The sequence below is a fragment of the Erysipelatoclostridium sp. MSK.7.34 genome (assembly GCF_019041935.1).
In the GTDB taxonomy this organism is placed as follows: Bacteria; Bacillota_I; Bacilli_A; order Erysipelotrichales; family Coprobacillaceae; genus Thomasclavelia; species Thomasclavelia ramosa.
This window is the reverse complement of the sequence record NZ_JAHPYJ010000001.1, coordinates 214,288-238,439: the sequence shown is the minus strand read 5'-3', so window position 1 is coordinate 238,439 and position 24,152 is coordinate 214,288. Positions and strand designations below refer to the sequence as shown.

Here is a 24,152-nt window from a genome sequence, read left to right as displayed (position 1 = left end):
CTTTAAAATAAAAACCCTATCATTAGATAGAGTTTACTAATTTAGCTAATCTAGATTTTTGTCTGCTAGCATAGTTTCTATGATGAATTCCTTTAACTACAGAAGCATCTAATTTAGAAGCTACTTCGTTATAAGCTTTTACTGCTTCATCTTTATTTCCAGCTTCAACTTCAGCTAATACTTTTTTGATTGCAGTTTTTAATGCTGATTTATATGAAGTATTTTTTGCTCTTTTTTGGTTATCATTTTTATACCGTTTAATTTGTTGTTTCATATTTGCCATGATCTTTCACCTCGCTTCATTTCTTGCTTTTACATTATATAAAAATAATCCAATAAATGCAACTTTTTTTTGAATTGATACGATATTATTGGACAAATATGTATTAAATTTCCATAATTGGTGATATTTATAATAGGTGATAGGATGAATTTTAGTAATATACGTAGTGATTTAGCAACCGAATCGCTAGAGCAACTAGAAGTTGGTAAGCATTATCAAAAGGAAGAGTATGTTAATGATGGTGTTAAGGTTGAAAAAGTTTCGATCCTTCAGGCTCATCAAAGTATTAATCAGGGGATTGGAACTTATATCGAAATAAGTTTTAAAGACTATTTGGAACAAACTGCTATTATTAAGGAAGTTGTAAATAATTTAAAGCCATTAATTGATAAGATTGATTATCCTAAGATTTTGATGGTAGGGTTAGGTAATCAATATTTAACTAATGATGCGATTGGCCCACGAACTTTAAGGGATGTGCGGATTACTCATTTTCTTGATGATGAAGACAAATTAATTAATCACTATTATGATATTTTAGGTATTGCTCCTGGGGTGATGGTGCAAACAGGGATGGAAACTGGAGCGATTGTAAAAGCGTTAGTGGATAAAGAGGATATTGATCTTGTAATCGTTGTAGATGCCCTCTGTGCTAAAAATTATCATAAATTAGCTCATGTAATCCAAATTAACGATGTAGGGATAAATCCTGGTAGTGGGATAGGTAATTATCGTCAGGCAATCAACGAGGAGACTGTGGGTGCTAAGGTAATTGCAATTGGTATACCAACTGTTATTTATGCAAGCAGTTTAGTAAGTGATGTCTTAAATTATACGCTAGATTACTTTGGTGATAGTTTAAATCCAATAAGTAAATTAAAAGTAGGAAAGCGTGAACGTTATCATGGGAGCTTAAATGAACAGCAAAAAGAAATGATGTTAGGACAATTAGGAAAATTGGATGATAGTGAATTAGAGCTGTTATTTAATGAAATATTGAATCCGATTGATTGTAATTTTGTATTAAGTGATAAGCAAATTGATGAACAGTGTGAAATTATGTCAAAAATAATAAGTAAAAGTATTAATGCGTTAAGGTACTAAATCCTACAATTCATGCATACTATTGTATTGTATAGTATAGTAGGTGATGCAGATGAGACTTAAAAATACGTTTTTAATTTTATTGAAATTGGCGGTTATTGTAGGTTTAATTGTTTATCTTCCAACTAAAGTAAGCGGATCAAATGCCCAAGTTATTAATGCAATTAATAATGAACAAAATAATCCAACTACTCCAGTGGCAACCAATCCAACCAACACTAGTTTTGTTCCCACGAAAGATAAAAAGATTCATATTTATAATACTCACCAGGGTGAAGAATATGATGGTTTTAATGTCGTAGAAGGAGCTAATTATTTAAAAGATTGTTTAAATAATAAAGGATACCAGTGCGATGTTGAAGGAAATGATTTTGAAGGCTATAAAGCGGTTCATAAAATAGCTTATAATAAATCATATACGGTATCTAAAATGTATCTTGAAGAGAGTTTAAAGCTTAGTGGTGGTTATGACTTAATTATTGATTTTCATCGCGATTCGATTTCTAAAGAGCTGTCAACCATTAGCCATGATGGAAAATCATATGCTAAAATCATGTTTGTTGTAGGTAAAAGCAGTGGTAAATTTGATGCGGTTAATCAGCTTTCACAAAAACTGTCAGATTTAGCTAATGCAACAGTTCCAAAAATCAGCCGTGGTGTTTATGTGAAAAAATCTCACTATAATCAAGGAATTAGTGACAATATGGTTCTAATAGAGGTTGGCGCTCAAAGTAATACTAAAGAAGAAGTTCAAGCGACAGTAGAAATTATTGCTAAAGCGATTGGAGAATATTTAGGATGAAAAATTTTTTAATTGATCTTTGTTTAGTTGGATTATTGTTATTTATGATTAATGGTTTATTTGGAGACTACGGAATCCAAAAAGCTGTATTTGACAAGAATATTACTCAGTTTGAAGAGGATGTTAAAGAACAAAAACCAATTACTACCGATTATGGAACTACTAATGATAATGAAGAAAATACATTATCATTAGTAGTTAAACAGATTAGTGAAGTTTGTATTAAAGTTATTGAAACATTAGTATTGATTATTTCCAATATTATTAGTACACTTTTATAGTAAGAAAGTGATGGTGTATATTATGAAAGATGCAAAAATAATATTTATGGGAACAGCAAGTTTTTCTAAACAGGTTTTAGAAAAATTGTTGGAAAATAATTATAATGTTGTTGCTGTAGTAACTCAGCCCGATCGTTTTGTTGGTCGTAAAAAGGTGTTAACAATGCCTGAAGTTAAAGAAGTTGCTTTGGCTTCTGGGATACCAGTTTATCAGCCTTTAAAAATTAAGGAAGAATATCAGGAAATCATAGCCTTAGAGCCGGATTTAATTATTACTGCAGCTTATGGACAAATTGTTCCAGAAGCAGTTTTAAATGCTCCTAAAATAGGTTGTATCAATGTTCATGCTTCATTATTACCTAAATATCGTGGTGGCGCGCCAGTACATTATGCAATCATGGAGGGTGAAGAAGTTACAGGGGTAACGATCATGTATATGGTCAAAAAAATGGATGCTGGAAATATTATTTCTCAAGTCGAAGTGCCAATTGGAGCAGAGGAAACAACGGGAGAATTATATGAGCGTTTGAGTATTGCTGGAGCAGAGTTGTTACTAGAAACCTTACCGAGCGTACTTGCTGGTACAAATGAGTCAATTGCCCAAGATGAAAGTTTAGTTACATATTCACCAACAATTAGTCATGAACAAGAAAAAATAGATTTTAGTAAGAGTGCTCTTCGAGTATATAATCAAGTACGTGGAATGAATCCATGGCCAGGTGCTTATACCACTTATCAAGGTAAAGTTGTAAAGATCTGGGCCGGTAAAATTCATGTATGTGAAAATGCCCTTAAGCACCACGCTCATCAAGAAAATGGAACAATCGTTAAGATCTTTAAAGATGCAATTGGGGTTAAAACTGGTGAAGGAATATATTTAATTACAGAATTACAGCTAGCTGGAAAGAAGCGAATGTTAGTTAAAGATTATTTGAATGGAAATAATATTTTTGAAGTTGATAGTAAATTCGAATAAGCAGCCTAATGGTTGCTTTTTTTATAAATTAAAAGATATAATTAGAGAAGATACAAAGGAGGAAATAGAAATGATTATTTCAACTTTAAGCAGTTATCCTAATAAAAAAGTAGTTAAAGACTTAGGCATAGTAGTCGGCTATGATGATGCTATACGAGCTTTTCGAGTAACAATGGGAGTGGAAGAATATATTGTCAAAGCTCAAGAAAATTTAGCTAAAGCTGCTGAAAAATTAGGTGCCAATGCTGTATTGGGGGTTTGCTTTGATTTGCGTGATTCAAATAAACCGGTTTTAATGGGAACAGCTGTTGTTTTAGAAGATTTAGAGTAATTCTAAGTCTTTTATTTATTATTGTTTAGATTAATATTTTGTTTTGTTTGTAGTACAATATAACTACGGAGGTTGTGTAAGTATGAGAATGGTTGATTTAATTGAATTAAAGAAAAATAATCATGAGTTAACAAAAGAACAAATCCATTTTATTATTAAAGGATATAATGATGGCAATATTCCAGATTATCAGATGAGTGCTTTTTTAATGGCAATATGTTTTAATGGGCTGTCTAAACATGAAACGGCTATCTTAACTGATGAAATGCTTCATAGTGGGGAAATAATTGATCTAAGTGAAATTGCAGGTGTAAAGGTTGATAAACATTCAACAGGTGGTGTTGGAGATAAAACATCTTTAGTTTTAGGACCAATGGTTGCAGCTTGTGGGGTTAAAGTTGCTAAGATGTCGGGGCGTGGTTTAGGTCATACAGGGGGAACATTAGATAAATTAGAGTCGATTCCGGGTTTGCAAATTCAAATAAGTAAAGATGATTTTATTAAACAAGTTAATGAAATCGGTATCGCGATTATTGGACAAAGTGCTACACTAGTACCGGCTGATCAAAAAATGTATGCACTGCGTGATGTAACTGCAACTGTTGATTGTATCCCTTTGATTGCTTCATCGATCATGTCAAAAAAATTAGCGTCTGGCAGCGATACTATTTTATTAGATGTAAAATATGGGGAAGGTGCTTTTATGCAAACTAAAGAGGAAGCTAAGCGCTTGGCACAAACAATGATTGAAATTGGACAACATCTAGGTAAAGATACTCGAGCAGCTATTTCAAACATGAATCAACCGCTAGGAAAAGCAATCGGGAATTCTTTAGAGGTAATTGAGGCGATTGATACATTAAATGGAAGTGGTCCTGAGGATCTTTTAAATCTTTGTCTTGAAGCTGGCAGTCATATGTTAGTACAGGCCAAAAAATGCAAAAATGAAGAGTCCGCTTTAAAAATGCTTAAGCGGGTAATTGATACTGGTCAAGCATTAGATAAATTTAAAGAAATGGTTAAATATCAACATGGAAATGATGAGTATATTGGTAATCCTGAGTTGTTTACTAAAGCTAAACTAATTATTGAGGTTAAAGCTAAGCAAGCTGGGTATATTCAAACTCTTGAAGCTAAAACATTAGGAATAGTTTCAATGAAATTAGGCGGTGGTCGTCAGACTAAGGATGATGTTATTGACCATAGCGTAGGGATTATCTTAAATAAAAAAGTTGGAGATCAATGTAAGGTGGGAGAAGTATTAGCTTATATCCATGCAAATAATGAAGTAAGCGATGAATTAATTAACGAATTATATGGAGCTTATAAAATTGTTGATTTTTTTGTTGAAAAACCGATACTAATTGATGAAATCCTTGTATAATATAGTCATAACGGAGGATAAAGATGGGTAAATATTTATTTTTTGACATTGATGGAACTTTAATTGGTCCAAGTAAACGAGTAACTAAGAATACTGAAGAAGGAATAAAGAAAGCACGGGCAAATGGTCATAAAACATTTTTATGTACGGGACGTGCTCCGGTGTCGATAATGAAATCGATACGGGATATTGGATTTGACGGAATAATTTCTTCAGCCGGTGGTTTTGTTAGTATTGATGGTAAATACATCTTTGAGAATTTTATTAACCAGTATGTTTTATCAGAAGTAATGCTTTTATTTACTAATGCTAAAATTTTATTTAGCTTAGAAACTAAAGATGCTTTGTATCAAACACCAGGTGTCCAAGATTTTTTTGAAAAGAAGCAAGCAAATATTCTTGAAGGAAATCTTGAATTAGCACGTTTTTTAGAAGAGCGTAGAAATGAAGAAGTACGTTTACCAATCAGTGAATTTAACATTTTGCAAACGAAAGTAACAAAAGTATGTTTTATTGCAGAAGATAAGTTGGCATTTTATGATTGTGTAAAGTATTTAAGTGAGTTTTTTAATATCGTTATTTTTTCTAAGGAAACAGACGATTTTATTAATGGTGAAATTATTTTAAAAAATTGTACTAAAGGTGATGCAATGAAACGAGCAGTTGCATATCTAGGTGGAGATATGAAAGATACGATTGCTTTTGGTGACAGTATGAATGATTTTCAAATGATTAGCGAGGCAGCTTATGGAGTAGTATCGTATTTAGCTCCTGATAAGTTGAAAGCAATTGCGGATGATACATTTGAAGAGCCTGATGATGATGGAATCTTTAAGTGTCTGCAGCGATTAGGTTTAATTTAAATTGGGGTAATGTAAAAGAGGTTTATCTTGACATTAGGGAAAGTGTTAAAAAGAATTAGAAAAACAAAGCAGATTCCCCAAAAAGAAATTGTTAAAGTGTTGAAAATCAGTAAGAGTACTGTCTATCGATTTGAAAAAGGTGGAAACATTGACACCAATAATTATCTTAAGTATTGTGAGTATTTGGGTATTGATGCAGGAATTCCTTATTTTATCAGCAATCATGATGATTTTTATCGACTGTTTAATCGAATTACACGAAGTTCATTTGATTATGAAGTATTTGAGCTGGCTTTTTCAAAAGCTTTAATTAAGACCGCTGAACAAATATTTGATAATTACACATAACAGTTAAAAGGCCTATAATTTAAGTTAGAGCCTTTTTTCTTTATAAGCAAAATAAAACGCTTGTATTAATTACAAGCGCATTATTTTCGTTCAAATTTTATATACGCTACAATATTTGCTAAAACAATCATTACTAAACCAACGATTACAAATGTCAACATGTAAGAGTTTAAGGTACTTGTAAAGAAATTATAGAAATATGCAGGTGATAAACTGATTTTATCAATAAATTTACCAATATAGATAAAGAATGGTAAAGCGAAACACATTAAACCAGAAGCCGATAGGGCATATGAGAAATAGCGTCTTCTACCTTGATAATGACTATATAGGCGATATAATAAGAAACTTGCTAATCCGATTAAAACAACTAAAGCTGCTGCCGCAATTAAAAAGATTCCATCATATGTATTTATAACATCAATAACAAGGGCTAGATAAGGGAATGATAAATAGCTTTTGTATAAATCAATCAAGTTACTTTTCAGTACGCTAATTGCTTCTTGTGATTCACTATTAATAATAATATTATTAGTTGTTAAATAGTTATCTATATCCTGGGTAAGTTTTGTTTCAAATTCAGTTGTGTTAATAGTGGTTTCACCACCATCAAAGGCATTATTAATGTATTTTTCCATTGCTGTTTTAGCAGTATCTTCATCAACATAGTTTTCAAACATTTCTATAGGAAATCCTGTTGACTGTGTTTCTTGCTGGATTTCTTCATTTAATGATACAACTGATTGTTTATAAAAATCAGCTCCATCCATTTTAGAAATTAAGAAACTTGGAGACATAACAGTAAAACGAGTTACTGTTAGAACTACTAAGATACTTAGAAAGATTGCAATTAATAATGATAAAATATACGATAATGTAGTTCGACTACTTGATTTTTTTCTTGCCATGTTATTGTCCCTCCAAGATCGTTGGACCACTTATTTTATCTGCATAAACAAATAAACGGTCAGCTTTGTAACCAATCAATTCGAATGGATAACATGTATATAAGATCAATTGTTCTTTCTCGCTTTGGGCAAGATCGTAATTTGATTCATCAGTAGCTTTACCAATTTTAGTATCTGTTATTTTATATTCAAAATCACCATAATGGGTAGATATTTTAATAATATCTCCAACATTGACATCACCTAAACATTCAAAGTAAGGCAATGAGTGACCGGCAATTAATGAAGTACGGTTAAATCCTGGTAAAAATGAACCGTTGAATAATCCAGCGCCTTTACGAAGCTGATCATTACCATCACCATAGTATAGGTTAATTGTCTTGTTGACAGAATCAATGGTTATTTTACCAAATAGGTCACCATAAGAAGGCATTACTACTTCTGAAGCTTTAATAGTAGCAGAACTAACTAGTTTATTTTTATATAGATCTTTGTTGCTGTTATCATTTAAATTTGGTGCATGTTCACTAGCAACAAGACTGTAAATAGACATGACTGGTTCAATAATTGGACTAATTATTAAAAATAATACTAGGTAGCAGATAATGGTAAAAGATAATGGCACTAATACTAGTGCCATTATCTTTTTTTGCTTATGTTTTAATCGCACGATTATTTAACTAAAAGTTGTTTTCTCTTAGCGTAATATCCTGCACCGAATAATACAGCTACAAGTCCAGCTGCCATTACAGCAGTTTGAGTGAAATCATAACCAGTCTTTTTGATAACGTTTGTAGTTGAATAAACAACTTCGCTACCTTTGTAAACAGTGACAGTACCATCAGCACCAACTTTAATAGTTAACCCAAGTACATCAGCTGCAGCTTGAGCGAAACCTAAAATTGCAGTGGCATGAGCACCTTTGATAGAAGCGATATCTTTAATATGATTAGTTTGCATATAAGATTTTGCTCCTTCAATGTTGTTCAAAATAGTAGTCACTTGAGCAGCTGTAACATCATTGTTAGTTAAGTAATTTTTAGCAGCATTAATATCAGCAGCTTTTAGATTAACTTTAACTCCATCAACTGTAACACCAGCTTCTAAAGCATCGATGATTTTTTGTTCATCAGCAGTGATAGAACCAACAGCACCAACAGTTGAGATAGTTGCAACAAACATTAAGCAAGCTACCATTAAAGAACTTAAAAGTTTCTTCATCTTGTCCCCTCCTTTTTAGTTTTAGAATATTTGCGAAAGATACACAAATATACACATATATAATATATCTTTTTTGGCATAATAACAAGTAATTAGTTAAATTTAGTTATTTAAATTTGAGATAATTTTGTGACAATGATAAAAAATACAAAAAAATATTAAAAATTTGATATATAAAAAACAATTTATTTATGATATAATAATAACTTTTATATTTTTTTTAAGTTAATTACTGTTAACTATAAAAAAACACTTTAATTTTATTAAAAATTAAAGTGTTAAACTAGTTTATTTATTTTAGATAACCTAATTTAGTCATTTTATCAGTAAGCTGTTTTGCTAATAATTCATTATATTTGCTATTTCCATTTATCTTGTCATCTAAAAGACTAGACGGAGTATTTTTATTAGCTAGATTTGTTTTATCTTGAGCAGTTTCTGTAATTCCTGCATCTTTTAAACCGCTTGTTAATAAATAACTTTTAAAATCTAAATAATGATCACCATGTGTTGTCTTCAATAAATTATTTGTAGCATCACGATCATCTTGAGTTAATGATACAACAATATATTTATCAGTGTTAAATGCACTAATAATTTGTTTTTGATATTCAGCTAAGCTTCCTTGAACACTTTCTTCATAAGAACCAGTAAATAATATTAAGATGTTATCCTTATTAATTTCAGGTTTTGTTACTTCTATTTTAGTTAAAGTATTGATTTTACTACTTTCACCAGCTTTTGAACGTTTGAAAACTAAACGATTATTAGCTGTATCATAATTGATGGAACCTTCAATGTTATTGATTGTACATTTATCAATATTGGTCTTACTTGTTAAAATAGCATTTACGGCCTGGCCATTTTTATCTAATAAGGTAATTGTAGTTTCTTCACTTTTTGCAGGAATCGTAAAGTTATTAACATAGATTTCACTAACGCCAAATTTAATTGCTAAAGCAAGACTGTTAATAGAGTCATCTCCAAAAGTAGTAATAGTTGTATTAATGCTATTTTCTAAATATTTGGGATAACTGGTATTTTTGCTAGTTCCAATCGTTGTACTATCACCAACGCAATAGATAGTTGGTAATTTGTTTTCTAACGATGTTTGATTATTGTTTTTAGAAGTATCGACAGTTTGATTATCTTGCTTGAATTTTTTTGCTAACTGGTTGGTTTGGTAACGATCATAGGCAAATAATGCTACTATTAAAATACAAAGAATTGGAACAACAATAAGAAAAATACTGTTTTTTTTATTTTTCATTGTTAGTAATAGTAGTAATATCCATTGCTAGAGCCATCTTGCTCTACTTGAGTTAATACTGTTCCAAGGATATTGACATTATTCTTTTGTAAGATTTCGATTGAAGCCTTAGCATCTTTACGACCAGTTAGTTGTGATGAGCAAACAAAGATTGTTCCATCAACCACATTACCAATCGGAATAGCATCACTAACTAACATAATTGGAGGACAATCAATGATAATAAAATCGTATAATCCTTTTAATTCATTAATAAAGTCTTCGAAGATTTGACTACTTAATAATTCACTAGGGTTTGGTACTTTGACCCCAGAAGTTAAAACTGATAATTTTCCTACAAACGATTCATCTTCAATGAATTGGAAACATTTTGAACTAATTTTTTTAGTTTCACCATATTCGATCAAAGCGTTAGTTAATCCTCGTGAGTTCGATAGTTTTAAATAACGATGCTGGGTAGCTTTTCTTAAATCAGCATCAATCAATAAGACATTTGCATATTTCGTTGCATATATCATCGCTAAGTTTAATGATGTAGTACTTTTTGATTCACTAGGAATTGAAGATGTCACATTGATTGCTTTAACATTTTTACCAACAGTAGAATATTCGATGTTTGTTCTAATGTGGCGGTATACTTCTTTAAAATCGATTTTCCCATGCTTTTTATCTGGCGAAGTAATCAGATATGTGTCTTTTTCACTCTGTTTTTTATTCTTTTTAAACATTTATTTTCTCCTTTTAAACCAAGGTAATTTAGATATTTTACGAACTTTTATTAATTCAGGCGCATGTCCATTGATAATGGCTAGAGGGTTATCATACATGAGTCTAGTTAAATCCTCAGCTTGATATTTTTTTGCTAAAACTTCATATGTCTCTTGGAGATTAACACTACGTTTACCATTAGGGCGATGAACATCATTAGCGATTACATGAACCATACCATTATCTAATAGCTGGTATGCATTTTCTTGAATCATACTACCATGGATTCCTAATAAACTAGTGCTGTTAACTTGAATAATATAGCCACGATCAATCCACTCTTGAATTAGATTTAAATCAATACTATGATGAAAATAACGTTCTACATGAGCGATAACAATTTTTTGCTTTATTCCATATTCATATAGACGATCATCATAATCTTCGGGTAATTTTTGAGTAACATTAAATTCAACAAGTAAATACGGTCCATTGTTAATAGTTAAATATTGATGATTATCTAATAGTTCTAGATAGTCTCCATTAAGCATAACTTCACAACCTGGATAGATTTCAATTTGATATTCTTTGGCAAGCTTTTTTAATTCCTCAATCCGTTCTTTAATTTGTTCAAACTCTTTTGCTGTAGTTGTTCCTGGAGTAAGATGAGGAGTTGCTACAATTTTAGTAATATTTTGAATTTGAGCTTTTTTTAATGCTGCCTGTGCATCTTCTCGAGTTTCGATACCATCATCAACATTCCAAGCATAATGACTATGTATATCAATAAATGCCATGGTTATTCCTCAAAGAAAGGGACGATTCCCAATAGAGGGACCCCTAGATATTGTTCAGCTTGTTCACCGTTTTTAATTTTAGTATCTAATAGGTATGTAAGTAATAAATACCCCAAACTAATAACGATACCGGCTACTGCCCCAATAATAACATTTTTAACCATGCTTGGTGAAACTGGATTAGGATTTACTTCAGGCTGATCAACGATCGTAACATTTGTCACATCTAGCTTTTCTTGGATTAAAGTTGTAAAAACACTAATTGTTTCATCAACGATTCTTTTAGAAAGTCCAGGATCAACAGTTGTTGAAGAAATTTCAATAATTTGTGTATCAGTAGTATTTGTAATACTTAATGAACTGCGTACTTCGGCAGAAGTAATATTTAAGTTTTTAGCAACTTGATCTTGAATGTTATTACCTTGTAATAATTTAACATAGTTATTTACCATCATTTTATTTGTATTAACTTGAGTTGAGTCTAATGATCCATTAACTACATCAGCTTTTAATAATACACTTCCTTGTGACTGGTATTTTTTACTTATTAGAAAGGTAGTTGCAGAAGCTGCAATAATTATTCCGACTAAGGCTAAGATAATAATCAAGCGAATATTCTTTTTCAGTAATTTCAATAATTGTGATAAGTCGATTTCAACTTCATCATTTAATTCATTTTTATCCATAAGTCCTCCCATTATTAATATATTGAATAAAACTATTCCAAAACGTATTATCCTTTATAAGCGGATAAAATGCAAGAAATTACCAATAAAAATTAATATTTATTGTAGAAAAATGTTAAAATAGAATGTGTGACAGAGTTGTTATTTTATAAATTTAAAAAAAAGAATGAAAATAAGATTAAATTTATGATGGATATTGTCGGTAATTGTAATAAAATAGAGAAAATATGGAAAATCACTTGATTTATTGTCTTAAATTAATCATAATTGCCTTGTATATTTGATAGAATCTTTTATCATGCTTAAAAATAGAATGTTAAATGATTTTAGAAAATCGAGAAATGATAAGTAGTTACTTTTCTGAGTTTCTAGAAGGGAGATAGAACAGAATGAAAAGATTGGGAGAAAAGACGCAACTGAATATTAGACGAATATTTTTAGTTAGTTTTGATGTTATTAGCATTATAATTGCTGCATATGGATCTTTATTATTGAGATTCAATGGACCTATTGAGTCTCAGTATCTACATAGAGTAAATATATTGATTGGTTCAATGATATTAATTGGACTAGCAATCTTTATTACTTTTCGTCTATATCATAGTTTATGGCAGTTTGCATCGATAATTGAACTAAAAAATATTATATTTGCGTCGATTATGAGTGCCATAGCAAATATCTTAATATGTGAATTGACTGGAAATCCATTACCAAGAAGTTGTTATTTTATTTACTTTTTATTATTAGTATTGATGGTTGGGGGAAGTCGATTTATTTATCGTTTTATTAGGTTATATGCCGCGCGTCATAATATAAGGGGAAGAAAAGAGCAACGACCTTTAGAAAAAGTAATGATTATTGGTGCCGGAGTTGCTGGGGAAAAAGTTTATAAGGAGATTTTAGGTTCAAAGAGTATCTATAAAGAAGTTATTTGTTTTATTGATGATGAGCCAAGTAAATGGAATCGAACAATTCATGGGGTTTCAATATATGGTGGTCGTGATAAGATCATTGAAGCTGTAAATAAATATAAGATAGAAGAAATTATGGTAGCGATGCCTTCAGCAAGTAAAAGAGATTTAATCGATATCTTTAATATATGTAAAGAAACAAAATGTAAGTTAAAAAAGTTGCCTGGAATATATCAGTTTATTAATGAAGATGTTCATATTTCTGATTTAAAAGAGGTTGAGATTCAAGATTTATTAGGACGTGATCCAATAAAAGTTAATTTAGCTGATATTATGGGCTATGTAACCGATAAAGTTGTTATGGTAACAGGTGGGGGCGGATCAATCGGTAGTGAATTATGCCGTCAAATTGCTGCAAATAAACCAAAACAATTAATAATTGTAGATATTTATGAAAATAATGCTTATAATATTCAATTAGAATTAAAGCATAATTATCCAGAACTTAATTTAGAGACTTTAATTGCTTCTGTAAGAAATGAAGTCAAGGTCAATAAATTATTTGAGATTTATCATCCTGATATTGTTTATCATGCGGCTGCACATAAACACGTTCCTTTGATGGAAGATTCGCCGAATGAGGCAATAAAAAATAATGTTTTTGGAACATTAAATGTTGCTCGAGCTGCAGATAAATATAATGCACAAAAATTTATTTTGATTTCGACTGATAAAGCAGTCAATCCAACTAATGTGATGGGTGCTACAAAAAGGTTATGTGAAATGATTGTTCAAACTTACAATAAAAGATCACAAACTGAATACGTTGCTGTAAGATTTGGCAATGTTCTAGGTTCGAATGGCTCGGTAATTCCAATATTTAAAAGACAAATTAAAGAAGGTGGACCTGTAACAGTAACCCATCCTGATATAATTCGTTATTTTATGACAATCCCTGAAGCAGTATCGTTAGTTCTTCAAGCAGGTGCCTATGCTAAGGGTGGTGAAATTTTTATTTTAGATATGGGTGAGCCAGTAAGAATAGCTGATATGGCAAAAAATTTAATTAAATTATCTGGTTATGAGCCGGATGTTGATATAAAAATCGAGTATACTGGATTAAGACCAGGAGAAAAGTTATATGAAGAATTACTTATGGAAGAGGAGGGGCTTCAAGATACTCCTAATCATATGATTCACATTGGAAAACCGATTGAGATGAATGAAGATACATTTGTTGAAAGATTAATAAATTTAAAAGAAGCTGCATATGGAGAAACAGATGATATTCGTTCATTGATTAAGGAACTTGTGCCAACTTACCAATATGGTATTACTCCAAAGAGAAGAAAGACACCAGAAATAAAGAAAGATTCACATGTTCAAGTTAATGAACAAGTTCAAGTTAGTAAAACTGTAAATATTTAAAAATGATTAATCGTGGTAATCGTCGCTATGTCGCGTTACTATAAGTAATTTGTAATATGCTAATACGGCTAGTATTTGTATATAGATGAATGATTGAATGAATATATCTATATCGATATATTCTAGATTTGATAGATGTAAAATGATATGTATTAGCAAAGCTCTAGGCAATGATGCCCAGAGCTTTTTTTGTTAGGGCAGTTCTAGAAAATAAAATAATACTTAGTATGAATTGCTGTGATATTTTTTGGCTTATGTTATTATCACAGATTAGTTGAATGTTTAAAATACCAAGTATGATAGTTTATTTGTTCTAGTGATAAATATATATAATTAGATTTTCATGAATAGTACTAGAAAATATAGAAACAACACATCTTGTCTCTGTAAAATAAATCAAAATTATTTTGTGATAGTCTAATTTACTTCCCTGGTCATATGTTTAACAGCTGGTAGAACTGCCAATTTATTAAAGCTGTATGATGACTGGTGAATAGTTTTCAAAGGAGAGAGAAAATGTTAGGAAGAAAGAGAAAAAAGGCCGTAAAAAGTACACATAAAATTATTGATAAAAGTAACAAAAATAATCATGTTGATTATCAAGAAGTATATCGTAACATTAGGACTAATATTGAATATTCAGCAGTAGGAAAAAATGTTAAAGCAATTAATATCACATCTTCAATTAGTAATGAAGGAAAGAGCACTACGGCTTTAAACTTAGCGATGATATATGCAACGAAATATGCAAATGTCTTATTGATTGATGCTGATTTAAGAAGACCGACCCAACATCATTATTTAAAACTATCGAACTCACGAGGATTAACTAACGCTTTGATCGAATATGGTGAAACTAAAAAAATTAGTTCAAAATATTTTCAATTTATTGAAGATGAATCATTTGAGGGAAAGTTATCAGTACTAACTGCTGGCATCAAGGTACCAAATCCTAGTGAGTTAATTAGTAGTGATATCTTTGAAGAGTTTATTAATGAGCTGATGAAGCTGTATGATTTTATAGTTATTGATTGTCCTCCAATTATGTTAGTTAGTGATGCTATTCCGATTGGTAATGTGGTTGATGGAACGGTTTTTGTTTGCTCATCACAACTAACTGGTCGTAAAGATGCTAAGGCTTCAATCGAAATCTTACAAAAGAATAATGTCAATATCCTTGGAACAGTATTAAGTCAAGTAGAAGTTGAAAAGGATAAATACAATAATTATTACTATTATTAAGGAGGGGCAATGAGAAAGTTTAGTGTAAGAAGAATTATTTTAATTTTAATTGATTTAATTTGCATTATTCTAGCAAGTTTTTTAGCGCTATTTCTTAGGTTTAATGGAGAAATTCCAAGCTATTATTTTAATATATTAAAGAATTTAATGGGACTGGAGATTTTTATCTCGTTGGTGATTTTTTATCTTTTTAAACTTTACCGTAGTTTATGGCAATTTGCTTCAATTAATGAGCTTAAAAATATTCTTAGCGCTGCAGTAATTGATAGTATTGCTAATGTTTTTTTTATTTGAAATAGCCGATAAAAGTTTACCGCTAAGTTGCTATTTTATATATTTTTTATTGATTACCATGTTTTTAGGGATAACAAGATTGATTTATCGAATGACTAGATTATATCGAACAGAAAAGGGCAGTGATAATTATAAAGAGCGACGCTCCTAGGAAAAAGTAAGAGATTAAAGGCAGCATAGTATACAGTGATAGATACAATTTCAATTTTGGTGGTAAATTGTACAATAAAGAAGGTACTGTTGTTGATGGGATTCAAGTTAGAACACTATATACAGGTTTTTCTAGTGATGGTAAGTATCACACTAATACAAAACCAATTTTAGAACCAGGTGTATATACTGAAACAGTATATACTTTAGGGAGTAATTATGCAGTAAAACCAATTACTCGTGTATATACAATTAGAAAAGAAACAGTACAAATTAAGTTTGATAATTATTTAAATGTGGAAACATATGATGGTACATCAAAATCATTAATTGGAAAAGTTTATGATAAATCGGGTAACGCTTTTATTGATGCTAAATTAGTATATAAAGGTGTTGATAATAGTTATAATAGTACTATCCCCCCAACTGCAGCTGGTCGATATCGTGTTGTAGCGTCATATAGTGGTGATGATACACATTATGCGGCAATACCGAAAGTAGCTTCTTTAGTTATTAAAAAGGCTGATAAAGCAATTGTAACTGTTAATGATATAAATAATAATTATGGTGAAGAATACAAATATTCATATTCTTTAGAGGGTGTAGTAGCACGCGATATTGATACATTAGTATCATCGATTGTTTGTGTTACAGATAACAATGAAAATGTAGGGAATCATAAAATAAAGGCAATTATCAATGAAGATGTAGCTAAAAACTACAAAGAAGTAGTAGTTGTAAAAGGAAAGCATACAATTACACCTAAAGCTATAAATATTAATATTGATAACATTAATACGACATATGGTGATGATGAAAAAGTATTAACATTTTCACTAGCAGTGGATAGTACTTTAGCTTATGGTGATACATTGGCGGATTTAGGAATCACTTTAGAACGTGAATCGGGAAATGATGTAGGTGAATATAAGATTACTGGTGATGCAAGTAATGAAAACTATGATGTAACATTTACGGATGGTACATATACTATAGCTAGTAAAAAAGTGCAGCTAATAATCGATGATAAAATGAAGGTTGAAGGAGAAATTGATCCAGAATTTACTTATAATATTATAGGATTGGTTAATGGAGATATATTTACTGTTGAGTTAACTAGAGAACCAGGTGAAAAAGCAGGAAAATATGTAATCAATGGTAAAGTCGAAGGGGCCAATAATTATAATTTAGAAATTGTTACTGGTACTTTAACGGTCAACGCTAAAACCGCCCTACCTGTTAAACCTGTAGATAAGGGAACCCCAACCGGTGATAACGTAGATTTAAATACTTTGATAGCATTGGCAGGAATTAGTGCCTTACTATTGTTAATTATTTTAAGAAAAATACATAGTTTAAATAAATAGCTATTATATGAAATTCCCCACTAAAAAATGATATGATCCCTCTAAAGTAGACAATGTAAATAAAACATTGTTTACGAAAGGAGGGATCAAAATAGTGGGGAATATTATTTTATTATTGAACTTATGGATATATTTATAAGTATAATACTAAAATAATTAAATTATAAATCATATAAAAACTTAATATCAACTTTACTAAAAGTGACTTTTAATCCTCTTTGATAAAGATATAATGGAATAAAAATAAGGAGTGATAACAATGTCATTGGTAAAGAATATGGATAATTGGAGTGATATGTCTAAATTAGATTTATTATACAAATTTTCAATAATAAAGTATCTTCGGTATTTCATTATTCCAGAATTGTTTGGCTTAAGCATCTTGGTAATTGCGTCAATAAAAATAAGAGGAATATTTATATTTATAATTATTGTAGTTATAATGATGTTGTATCAAATTAATAAAATAAGTCAGTCTTTTATCAAAGAAAAAGCAGGTAAATTGATTTATCGTCAAAAAACAAGTTTTTTTAGATCATTAAGAAATTTCGATGAATGTACATATAGTGATTATTGCATTAGAAAAATAAAAAAAGTTAAATCATTTTTTAATTATTATGTTATTAACGGGGAAATTGTTAAACGTAGTTTTATTGCTTATATGGATGATGATGAAATTTGTATAGATGAAAAATATTGTACAGTATTAAAAATTCCTAAAGCATATCACGGTTTAGATAAATTAAGAGATTTTTAAGAAATAGGCTAAGGCCTGTTTTTGTGTATATAAAAAACGGATTTTAATCCGTTTTAAAATAAATATTTTAATGTTTTAATTGTTTTTGATAGATATGTTGATTTAGAAGCATTAGTGTCACTATAAACATCATAGGTAGCAATTGTTTTGCCATCAACAATGACATCTAATGTGCCAATAACATCACCTTGTTTAACCGGTAAGAAATTTTCTTTATAGTTTACTTTAGTAGAAACTTTAGCATCAGCGCTTTTTGCTTTAGTATATACTATATCTTTCTTACATTTGACATCAATAGTCAGGTTATCCATTTTATCAACTAGATGCTGTTCAATTAAAGTATCTTTTTTAAAAATGGTAACTTGCTTATAATTATTAAAACCATAATCCAGTAAACTACACATTTCTTCATTTCTTGTTTTTGGAGCTGTTTCTTTCATTAGGACACCAATAATTCTTTGACCATCACGCTGTGCAGTGGTAACTAAGCAATAACCAGCTTCTTTTGTATATCCAGTTTTTAGACCATCAACACCATTATATAACTTTAACAATTTATTAGTATTGACTAGCCAAAAGCTTTGTTTCGTATCTTCACGAATATAACTATCATACAATGACGTTACAGCAAATAAGTCTTCACCGCCGATTTCAATTAGATAGGCAGCCATTATTGCTAAATCATGAGCACAAGTGTAGTGATCGGGATCATGTAGACCGGTTGCATTTTTAAAATGAGTATTCTTTAAACCTAATTTTTTAGCCTTATCATTCATCATCTCTACAAACTTATTAATACTTCCAGCAATATGTTCAGCTACTGCCACACTAGCATCATTAGCACTAGCGATAGCAATTGATTTAAACATATCTTTTAAAGATAAACTTTCACCAACTTCCAAGTAAACTTGACTTCCGCCCATACTAGCTGCATATTTTGAAGTAGTAATTTCATCATCAAACGATATTTTTTTATTTCGTAGGGCCTCAAACATTAAAATCATTGTCATGATCTTGGTTGTTGAAGCAGGATAAAGCTTTTCTTCAGCATTTTTATCGTAGAGAATTTGCCGTGAATTTGCCTCAATCAAGATTGCAGACTTTGCATTAGGAGTAACATCATTGTCCAATGCTTGAACTCTAGAGATTGGTAGTAAGCATACTACCAGTAGGGTTATTAGTAATTTTTTCATCAATTTTATCGCCTCCCTAATTAATATGTCCAAGTTTGATAAAAATACATCTAGTAGTTATGAAATTTGTTTATGACTACTTTTTTTGTATGCTTTCTTCTAGTTTTGTCGAAACCATTTCATCATTATTTTAAAAGATGTAAGATACAAACGAGGAGATGAAATAATGGAAAATAAGATTGAATACAAGATATTAGATGATAAAGTTATCGTCTATTTTTATGGCGAACTTAGCTGCAGTAATGTTGTTAAATATCGCAGCTTACTAAATAGTATTTTAGATAAGGGCAATGGACCTGTCTATTTTGATTTTTTACATACTAATTTTATTGATAGTTCAGGCATTGGATTAGTTTTAGGACGTTATAATCAATTGAAATTAGATGATCGCCAATTATATTTAGCAAATTTATCAAAAACATCTTATAAAGTTTTTGAATTATCAGGAATGTTTGATTTGATGGAATATGTAGAGGAGGTAAAAGGATAATGAACCAGATGGAGTTAAGTTTTAACGCTAGAATTGAAAATGAGCCCTTTGCGCGAACTAGCGTTGCATCATTTATTACCTCATTAAATCCTACAATCGATGAATTAGTTGAAATAAAAACAATCATTAGTGAAGGGGTTAGTAATGCCATTATCCATGGTTATCAAAATAATCCTGAATGTAAGGTAATTATTAAAGTAACAATAGAGGACAATCGTCAAATTAAAATCATTATCCAAGATTATGGAAAAGGAATTGAAGATATTGATGAAGCAAAAATACCTATGTATACCTCATTAAAAGAATTAGAACATGCGGGGATGGGGTTAACCATTATAGAAGCCCTTTGCGATAATTTAGAAATACATTCAACACCGGATTTAGGAACTAAACTAACTATTAAGAAACAATTGAAAGACTCTAACCTTGGCTAAAAGTAATACTATTGAACTGATTGAACAAGCACATCGCGGGGATGATCGTGCTAAAGAATTAGTTGTCAGTCAAAATCTTGGACTAGTTTGGTCAATAGTCCATCGTTTCAAAAATAATTATTATGATAAAGAAGATCTTTTTCAAATTGGATGTATTGGTTTGATGAAAGCTGTTAATAACTTTGATACTAACTATGGGGTACAATTCTCTACATATGCAGTACCAATCATCATGGGTGAAATCAAACGTTATTTTAGAGATGATGGGACAATTAAAGTGAGTCGCTCTTTAAAAGAACTTAATTTAAAAATAAATAAAGCTCGTGAATTACTAACTAATCAAACCGGTCAAGATCCAACAGTTGAACAAATTGCAGCTTATTTAGATGTTGATGTTCAAGATGTTGTTGAGGCAATTGACTCATCTTATTATCCAACCTCATTAAGTGAACCAATTTATGAAAAGGACGGTTCTTCTATTTCAATGGAGGAACGAATTGAAAATAAACATAATAAGATGTGGTTTGAAAAAATTGCATTAGAGATGGAAATTGATAAACTTGATGAAAAAGAGAAGTTAATTCTTTATATGCGTTATCAGCTTGATTTTAATCAAGAGCGAGTCGCTCAGCGTTTAAATATTTCCCAAGTTCAAGTATCAAGATTAGAAAAGAAAATTATTGCAAAATTACGTAGTCATTTAAATGAACAGTAATAAATGTTATGATGTTCATAGGTAATAAAAATGAAAGAGGCTACACAAAGTAAAAAAAGTATTTTATTAGAATATTTAAAAGTAATTGTGCTCACTTTAGTGATTACATATGGAGTATTGTATTTTATTCAAATATCAAGAGTTCAAATGACTTCAATGGTCCCTACATTTAAAGAGGGAAACATTGTTTTGGTAGACAAGGTATTGTATAAAAATAGTAGTCCTCAGCGAAATGATATCGTAATTGTTGATTATAAAGATGCAAATCAAAAAGAGAAGCATATTATCAAACGAGTTATAGCTATTGGCGGAGATTATGTTGAAATTAAAGATAATATAGTATATCTAAATGGCAAAAAACTTGATGAAAACTATGTCAATGGGGTTATGGCTAATAATGAGGATATGTCGATCAATATTCCTGAAGGTAAAGTTTTTGTTATGGGCGATAATCGTAATAATAGTCTTGATTCGCGGCGTTTGGGTTATTTTGATTTCAAAGAAGATGTAGTTGGTAAGGTTTTCTTTACGGTTCCGTTCTCTTAATAAAATTATTATTTAAAAGTAAGTTTTAGCAAAATAGCTAAACTTACTTTTTTTTAAAATTAAATTATCGTAAAATAACATAGTTACTTGATTGAACAACAAAAAGTGTTATAATGACTTCAGGTGATAAAATGGAAGAGGCTATACAAAGCAAAAAGAGTATTTTATTGGAATACTTAAAGGTTATTGTAATTACTTTAATAGTTACATATGGTATATTATATTTTGTTCAAATATCTAGGGTTTATGGAACGTCGATGATACCAACTTATCATGAGGGTAACATTGTTTTAGTTGATAAGGTATTTTATAAAAATAAAGAACCAAAACGTAATGATATTATTGTTGTTGATTATGTTGATGCTGCTAAAAAGGAAACTTATATTATTAAACGTGTAATTGGAATTGGTGGCGATCATATTGATATTAAAGATAATCAAGTTTATTTAAATGGTAAATTACTAGAAGAAGACTACATTAATGGGGTTATGACTAATAATGAAGATATGTCGATCGATATCCCTGAAGGTAAAGTTTTTGTTATGGGCGATAATCGTAATAATAGTCTTGATTCACGACGATTAGGTTATTTTGATTTTGATGAAGATGTGATTGGCAAAGTTTTCTTTACAGTTCCTTTCTTTTAAATTAATTAGGTCTTAACGACCTTTTTTATTTTAGAAAGAAAATTAACTTTTTTTATAATAAGTATTGTATACAATGTGCCTTTTGTGTTAAAATGACAAAAATCAATAAGTGGGGGAAGTAGCTTGTTGAAGAAAGAAAGGGTGGTAAAATGAGTTATAAATTTAAAATTACTCGCGGGAACGCGATCTTAAACTTTTCTGAAGAATATTGCCAATCTCGTTGTCAATTAATCGAAAGTGAATCTTTTGCACGAGTTTTAAAAGGATTCGTTCACGAAGGAAAAAGAAAAGAAAATACTACTTATACTTATTTAAGAGAAGTAAAAAGTGAGAGTGTGGAAATTGTTAGTGATTTAAGAACAATTTTTAAATTGTTATTAGTGATGTCTGTTGAAGAAGTTTTATCTTCATATCCACATTTATCAGGATATTTTAGAGATCGTGATGAATTTGTAAAAGTAATTGAGGAAGTATATCTTTTCTGGAGAAAATTACAACGTTATAGTGTTGTATATAATGAAAATACAAGTAGAGGATATCAAAATGTTCAGTTTGGAGATGCTCAAGCTAAGTTTGAAGAATTAGTTTTATCAGTATACCGTACTATTGAAGAAACAGCTTTGGGATATCGTCATCATGTATACCGTCAAATTACTGCGGGGGTTAATGCAGGTTTAAGAGTAACAAATATGCGTTCATTCTTACCTTATGAATATCGTAATTTAGATGATATTCCATTTATTGAAACCGTAATTATTCATCCACCATTCATTACTTATTCTAAGCGGAATAAACGTGATGGGGTATTCCCAGAAACAAAACATAATCCAATCGAAGATTTGAAATTTGATTCTGAACAATGGTTCTGTTATCCAGCTAAAGTTGGAGATTTATTAGCATTTGTATATTTCAATGTAGCATTTATGGCTCAAGGGGTTGCTTTATGTAACTTATTTGAATTAGCAAGTGAAGAAGAATATCGTAATCGTAAACCAGATATCATCTATGTATACGGTTATGAAGATGGTAAGATGAATCAAAGTTTCTATCAAGATGATGAAAATGATATGATGGTAGCATTATTATCAGCAAGTGATGATTTTGATTACTTTGGTTATATGAAAAAAATGATGTTAACTTTACACAATGTTCGTAAGATCAATCAACGTCAATTACCTATCCATGGAGCGATGGTTAAAATTACGTTACATTCTGGTGAAGTTAAAAATATAGTAGTTATGGGTGACAGTGGCGCTGGTAAATCAGAAACAATTGAACAAATTAAAGTATTTGGAGCAGCTTATATCCGTGATTTAGTAACTGTATATGATGATATGGGTGTTCTATTATTAGACGAAGAAGGTAAAGTTAAAACTTCTGGTACAGAAATTGGAGCATTTGTACGACTTGATGATTTAGATGCAGGGTATAGTTTTAAAGAATTAGACCGTTCTGTTTTTATGAATCCAGATAAAGTAAATGCGCGAATCGTAATACCAATCACTGATTATAAAGATGTTGTTGCGCATCATGATGTTGACTTCTTCCTATATGCAAATAACTATGAAGAGGGTGGCGAATCATTAAGTTTCTTTGATGATGTAAATAGTGCTTTAGATGTATTTAGAGCAGGAAATCGTATGGCTAAAGGAACTACTACTGAATACGGTTTAGTAGGCAGCTATTTTGCTAATCCATTTGGACCAGTACAACGTGAAGAACAAACTGAAGTTATTTTAGTTGATTATTTCAATAGAATGTTTAAACAAGGGGTTAAAGTAGGACAATTAAGAACACGTTTAGGAATTAAAGGAAACGAACATAAAGGTCCTCAAGAAGCAGCTACGGCAATTCTTAAATATATTACTGGTGAAGATGAATTAAAACAATTAGAAGAAGAATAAATCTTAGATAAATGGTACATCCCGTGTCTGCTTGACGAGGGATGTACCACGATACTAAGATTTTTTTGTTTATCCTCACGGAGCAGTTCTTTTTTTTATAAGGGTGAATATG

28 protein-coding genes are annotated in these 24,152 nt (G+C 30.4%); 19 read left to right on the top strand and 9 right to left on the bottom strand.

Annotation, left to right across the window (positions count from 1 at the left end; genetic code table 11):
* Positions 1 to 22 precede the first annotated feature (22 nt).
* Positions 23 to 283: a 30S ribosomal protein S20 gene (gene rpsT / locus KTF99_RS01220; RefSeq protein ID WP_003536425.1), complete on the bottom strand. Its 261-nt coding sequence runs from the start codon at positions 281 to 283 to the stop codon at positions 23 to 25.
* Positions 284 to 427: 144 nt separating this feature from the next.
* Between rpsT and gpr the strand changes: the two genes are divergently transcribed.
* The 8 genes from gpr to KTF99_RS01180 all read left to right on the top strand — a co-directional run bounded on the left by gpr (position 428) and on the right by KTF99_RS01180 (position 6,372).
* On the top strand, positions 428 to 1,387 hold the full coding sequence (gpr, locus tag KTF99_RS01215; protein WP_009300030.1) for a GPR endopeptidase: 960 nt from the start codon (positions 428 to 430) through the stop codon (positions 1,385 to 1,387).
* A gap of 52 nt (positions 1,388 to 1,439) precedes the next feature.
* The gene (gene spoIIP / locus KTF99_RS01210; RefSeq protein ID WP_008791386.1) at positions 1,440 to 2,189 is read left to right on the top strand and encodes a stage II sporulation protein P; all 750 of its coding nucleotides are present in this window, start codon (positions 1,440 to 1,442) and stop codon (positions 2,187 to 2,189) included.
* Positions 2,186 to 2,470 carry a hypothetical protein gene (locus KTF99_RS01205; RefSeq protein WP_003536429.1) on the top strand — a complete coding sequence of 95 codons (285 nt, stop codon included), beginning with the start codon at positions 2,186 to 2,188 and terminating at the stop codon, positions 2,468 to 2,470. The genes spoIIP and KTF99_RS01205 overlap by 4 nt, the downstream gene beginning before the upstream one ends.
* A 22-nt stretch (positions 2,471 to 2,492) precedes the next feature.
* Entirely contained in the window at positions 2,493 to 3,446 is a 954-nt protein-coding gene (gene fmt, locus KTF99_RS01200) for a methionyl-tRNA formyltransferase (RefSeq protein ID WP_003536430.1), read from the top strand.
* 70 nt (positions 3,447 to 3,516) lie between these two features.
* On the top strand, positions 3,517 to 3,777 hold the full coding sequence (locus tag KTF99_RS01195; RefSeq protein ID WP_009300032.1) for a heavy metal-binding domain-containing protein: 261 nt from the start codon (positions 3,517 to 3,519) through the stop codon (positions 3,775 to 3,777).
* Positions 3,778 to 3,859: 82 nt separating this feature from the next.
* Positions 3,860 to 5,161: a pyrimidine-nucleoside phosphorylase gene (locus KTF99_RS01190; RefSeq protein WP_003536432.1), complete on the top strand. Its 1,302-nt coding sequence runs from the start codon at positions 3,860 to 3,862 to the stop codon at positions 5,159 to 5,161.
* 23 nt (positions 5,162 to 5,184) lie between these two features.
* A complete protein-coding gene (locus tag KTF99_RS01185) occupies positions 5,185 to 6,024 on the top strand; it encodes a Cof-type HAD-IIB family hydrolase (RefSeq protein ID WP_003536433.1) in 840 nt (279 codons plus the stop codon).
* A gap of 27 nt (positions 6,025 to 6,051) precedes the next feature.
* Positions 6,052 to 6,372: a helix-turn-helix domain-containing protein gene (locus KTF99_RS01180; protein WP_008791390.1), complete on the top strand. Its 321-nt coding sequence runs from the start codon at positions 6,052 to 6,054 to the stop codon at positions 6,370 to 6,372.
* An 80-nt stretch (positions 6,373 to 6,452) separates the two neighbouring features.
* Here the strand turns inward: KTF99_RS01180 and KTF99_RS01175 are convergent, their stop codons facing one another.
* The 7 genes from KTF99_RS01175 to KTF99_RS01145 form a co-directional block, all read right to left on the bottom strand.
* Complete coding sequence (locus tag KTF99_RS01175; RefSeq protein ID WP_008791391.1) at positions 6,453 to 7,280, bottom strand: hypothetical protein; 828 nt, start codon at positions 7,278 to 7,280, stop codon at positions 6,453 to 6,455.
* Between the two features lies 1 nt (position 7,281).
* Positions 7,282 to 7,920 (bottom strand): class D sortase, encoded by a 639-nt coding sequence (locus KTF99_RS01170; RefSeq protein WP_008791392.1) that lies wholly within the window; start codon positions 7,918 to 7,920, stop codon positions 7,282 to 7,284.
* A gap of 32 nt (positions 7,921 to 7,952) precedes the next feature.
* Positions 7,953 to 8,501, bottom strand: a complete 549-nt coding sequence (locus KTF99_RS01165; RefSeq protein WP_003536450.1) for an LPXTG cell wall anchor domain-containing protein — start codon at positions 8,499 to 8,501, stop codon at positions 7,953 to 7,955.
* Positions 8,502 to 8,793: 292 nt separating this feature from the next.
* On the bottom strand, positions 8,794 to 9,771 hold the full coding sequence (locus KTF99_RS01160) for a hypothetical protein (RefSeq protein ID WP_003536453.1): 978 nt from the start codon (positions 9,769 to 9,771) through the stop codon (positions 8,794 to 8,796).
* Positions 9,772 to 9,773: 2 nt separating this feature from the next.
* Positions 9,774 to 10,499: a CpsD/CapB family tyrosine-protein kinase gene (locus tag KTF99_RS01155; protein ID WP_003536454.1), complete on the bottom strand. Its 726-nt coding sequence runs from the start codon at positions 10,497 to 10,499 to the stop codon at positions 9,774 to 9,776.
* Positions 10,500 to 11,276, bottom strand: coding sequence for a tyrosine-protein phosphatase (locus tag KTF99_RS01150; RefSeq protein WP_003536455.1), 777 nt, complete (start codon positions 11,274 to 11,276; stop codon positions 10,500 to 10,502).
* Between the two features lie 2 nt (positions 11,277 to 11,278).
* Positions 11,279 to 11,962 carry a YveK family protein gene (locus tag KTF99_RS01145; protein WP_008791393.1) on the bottom strand — a complete coding sequence of 228 codons (684 nt, stop codon included), beginning with the start codon at positions 11,960 to 11,962 and terminating at the stop codon, positions 11,279 to 11,281.
* Between the two features lie 389 nt (positions 11,963 to 12,351).
* Here KTF99_RS01145 and KTF99_RS01140 point away from each other — a divergent pair, with 389 nt between their 5' ends.
* The 5 genes from KTF99_RS01140 (at position 12,352) to KTF99_RS01120 (ending at position 18,111) form a co-directional block, all read left to right on the top strand.
* Complete coding sequence (locus KTF99_RS01140; protein ID WP_029480523.1) at positions 12,352 to 14,301, top strand: polysaccharide biosynthesis protein; 1,950 nt, start codon at positions 12,352 to 12,354, stop codon at positions 14,299 to 14,301.
* Between the two features lie 516 nt (positions 14,302 to 14,817).
* Positions 14,818 to 15,543, top strand: a complete 726-nt coding sequence (locus tag KTF99_RS01135; protein WP_029480521.1) for a CpsD/CapB family tyrosine-protein kinase — start codon at positions 14,818 to 14,820, stop codon at positions 15,541 to 15,543.
* 9 nt (positions 15,544 to 15,552) lie between these two features.
* Positions 15,553 to 15,837: a hypothetical protein gene (locus KTF99_RS01130; RefSeq protein ID WP_003536459.1), complete on the top strand. Its 285-nt coding sequence runs from the start codon at positions 15,553 to 15,555 to the stop codon at positions 15,835 to 15,837.
* Between the two features lie 218 nt (positions 15,838 to 16,055).
* On the top strand, positions 16,056 to 17,354 hold the full coding sequence (locus tag KTF99_RS01125) for an MBG domain-containing protein (protein ID WP_003536468.1): 1,299 nt from the start codon (positions 16,056 to 16,058) through the stop codon (positions 17,352 to 17,354).
* A gap of 259 nt (positions 17,355 to 17,613) precedes the next feature.
* Entirely contained in the window at positions 17,614 to 18,111 is a 498-nt protein-coding gene (locus KTF99_RS01120; protein WP_009009218.1) for a hypothetical protein, read from the top strand.
* Between the two features lie 53 nt (positions 18,112 to 18,164).
* Here KTF99_RS01120 and KTF99_RS01115 read toward each other — a convergent pair whose 3' ends face one another.
* Positions 18,165 to 19,304, bottom strand: a complete 1,140-nt coding sequence (locus KTF99_RS01115) for a D-alanyl-D-alanine carboxypeptidase family protein (RefSeq protein ID WP_003536474.1) — start codon at positions 19,302 to 19,304, stop codon at positions 18,165 to 18,167.
* A 166-nt stretch (positions 19,305 to 19,470) separates the two neighbouring features.
* Here KTF99_RS01115 and KTF99_RS01110 point away from each other — a divergent pair, with 166 nt between their 5' ends.
* The 6 genes from KTF99_RS01110 to KTF99_RS01085 all read left to right on the top strand — a co-directional run bounded on the left by KTF99_RS01110 (position 19,471) and on the right by KTF99_RS01085 (position 24,040).
* Positions 19,471 to 19,794: an STAS domain-containing protein gene (locus tag KTF99_RS01110; protein WP_003536476.1), complete on the top strand. Its 324-nt coding sequence runs from the start codon at positions 19,471 to 19,473 to the stop codon at positions 19,792 to 19,794.
* Positions 19,794 to 20,228: an anti-sigma F factor gene (gene spoIIAB, locus KTF99_RS01105; protein ID WP_003536477.1), complete on the top strand. Its 435-nt coding sequence runs from the start codon at positions 19,794 to 19,796 to the stop codon at positions 20,226 to 20,228. Before KTF99_RS01110 ends, spoIIAB begins: the two co-directional genes overlap by 1 nt.
* Positions 20,221 to 20,943 carry a SigB/SigF/SigG family RNA polymerase sigma factor gene (locus KTF99_RS01100; protein ID WP_003536479.1) on the top strand — a complete coding sequence of 241 codons (723 nt, stop codon included), beginning with the start codon at positions 20,221 to 20,223 and terminating at the stop codon, positions 20,941 to 20,943. Before spoIIAB ends, KTF99_RS01100 begins: the two co-directional genes overlap by 8 nt.
* Before the next feature lie 30 nt (positions 20,944 to 20,973).
* The gene (lepB, locus tag KTF99_RS01095) at positions 20,974 to 21,489 is read left to right on the top strand and encodes a signal peptidase I (protein ID WP_029480512.1); all 516 of its coding nucleotides are present in this window, start codon (positions 20,974 to 20,976) and stop codon (positions 21,487 to 21,489) included.
* 131 nt (positions 21,490 to 21,620) lie between these two features.
* Positions 21,621 to 22,136, top strand: coding sequence for a signal peptidase I (gene lepB, locus KTF99_RS01090; RefSeq protein ID WP_008791398.1), 516 nt, complete (start codon positions 21,621 to 21,623; stop codon positions 22,134 to 22,136).
* 149 nt (positions 22,137 to 22,285) lie between these two features.
* Positions 22,286 to 24,040: a hypothetical protein gene (locus KTF99_RS01085; RefSeq protein WP_003536482.1), complete on the top strand. Its 1,755-nt coding sequence runs from the start codon at positions 22,286 to 22,288 to the stop codon at positions 24,038 to 24,040.
* Positions 24,041 to 24,152 lie beyond the last annotated feature (112 nt).

What these genes read in the sequence shown, in the direction of transcription:
- rpsT (WP_003536425.1), bottom strand. Translation starts at nt 283, where the DNA reads ATGGCAAATATGAAACAACAAATTAAACGGTATAAAAATGATAACCAA.
- gpr (WP_009300030.1), top strand. Translation starts at nt 428, where the DNA reads ATGAATTTTAGTAATATACGTAGTGATTTAGCAACCGAATCGCTAGAG.
- spoIIP (WP_008791386.1), top strand. Translation starts at nt 1,440, where the DNA reads ATGAGACTTAAAAATACGTTTTTAATTTTATTGAAATTGGCGGTTATT.
- KTF99_RS01205 (WP_003536429.1), top strand. Translation starts at nt 2,186, where the DNA reads ATGAAAAATTTTTTAATTGATCTTTGTTTAGTTGGATTATTGTTATTT.
- fmt (WP_003536430.1), top strand. Translation starts at nt 2,493, where the DNA reads ATGAAAGATGCAAAAATAATATTTATGGGAACAGCAAGTTTTTCTAAA.
- KTF99_RS01195 (WP_009300032.1), top strand. Translation starts at nt 3,517, where the DNA reads ATGATTATTTCAACTTTAAGCAGTTATCCTAATAAAAAAGTAGTTAAA.
- KTF99_RS01190 (WP_003536432.1), top strand. Translation starts at nt 3,860, where the DNA reads ATGAGAATGGTTGATTTAATTGAATTAAAGAAAAATAATCATGAGTTA.
- KTF99_RS01185 (WP_003536433.1), top strand. Translation starts at nt 5,185, where the DNA reads ATGGGTAAATATTTATTTTTTGACATTGATGGAACTTTAATTGGTCCA.
- KTF99_RS01175 (WP_008791391.1), bottom strand. Translation starts at nt 7,280, where the DNA reads ATGGCAAGAAAAAAATCAAGTAGTCGAACTACATTATCGTATATTTTA.
- KTF99_RS01170 (WP_008791392.1), bottom strand. Translation starts at nt 7,920, where the DNA reads ATGGCACTAGTATTAGTGCCATTATCTTTTACCATTATCTGCTACCTA.
- KTF99_RS01165 (WP_003536450.1), bottom strand. Translation starts at nt 8,501, where the DNA reads ATGAAGAAACTTTTAAGTTCTTTAATGGTAGCTTGCTTAATGTTTGTT.
- KTF99_RS01160 (WP_003536453.1), bottom strand. Translation starts at nt 9,771, where the DNA reads ATGAAAAATAAAAAAAACAGTATTTTTCTTATTGTTGTTCCAATTCTT.
- KTF99_RS01155 (WP_003536454.1), bottom strand. Translation starts at nt 10,499, where the DNA reads ATGTTTAAAAAGAATAAAAAACAGAGTGAAAAAGACACATATCTGATT.
- KTF99_RS01150 (WP_003536455.1), bottom strand. Translation starts at nt 11,276, where the DNA reads ATGGCATTTATTGATATACATAGTCATTATGCTTGGAATGTTGATGAT.
- KTF99_RS01145 (WP_008791393.1), bottom strand. Translation starts at nt 11,962, where the DNA reads ATGGATAAAAATGAATTAAATGATGAAGTTGAAATCGACTTATCACAA.
- KTF99_RS01140 (WP_029480523.1), top strand. Translation starts at nt 12,352, where the DNA reads ATGAAAAGATTGGGAGAAAAGACGCAACTGAATATTAGACGAATATTT.
- KTF99_RS01135 (WP_029480521.1), top strand. Translation starts at nt 14,818, where the DNA reads ATGTTAGGAAGAAAGAGAAAAAAGGCCGTAAAAAGTACACATAAAATT.
- KTF99_RS01130 (WP_003536459.1), top strand. Translation starts at nt 15,553, where the DNA reads ATGAGAAAGTTTAGTGTAAGAAGAATTATTTTAATTTTAATTGATTTA.
- KTF99_RS01120 (WP_009009218.1), top strand. Translation starts at nt 17,614, where the DNA reads ATGTCATTGGTAAAGAATATGGATAATTGGAGTGATATGTCTAAATTA.
- KTF99_RS01115 (WP_003536474.1), bottom strand. Translation starts at nt 19,304, where the DNA reads ATGAAAAAATTACTAATAACCCTACTGGTAGTATGCTTACTACCAATC.
- KTF99_RS01110 (WP_003536476.1), top strand. Translation starts at nt 19,471, where the DNA reads ATGGAAAATAAGATTGAATACAAGATATTAGATGATAAAGTTATCGTC.
- spoIIAB (WP_003536477.1), top strand. Translation starts at nt 19,794, where the DNA reads ATGAACCAGATGGAGTTAAGTTTTAACGCTAGAATTGAAAATGAGCCC.
- lepB (WP_029480512.1), top strand. Translation starts at nt 20,974, where the DNA reads ATGAAAGAGGCTACACAAAGTAAAAAAAGTATTTTATTAGAATATTTA.
- lepB (WP_008791398.1), top strand. Translation starts at nt 21,621, where the DNA reads ATGGAAGAGGCTATACAAAGCAAAAAGAGTATTTTATTGGAATACTTA.
- KTF99_RS01085 (WP_003536482.1), top strand. Translation starts at nt 22,286, where the DNA reads ATGAGTTATAAATTTAAAATTACTCGCGGGAACGCGATCTTAAACTTT.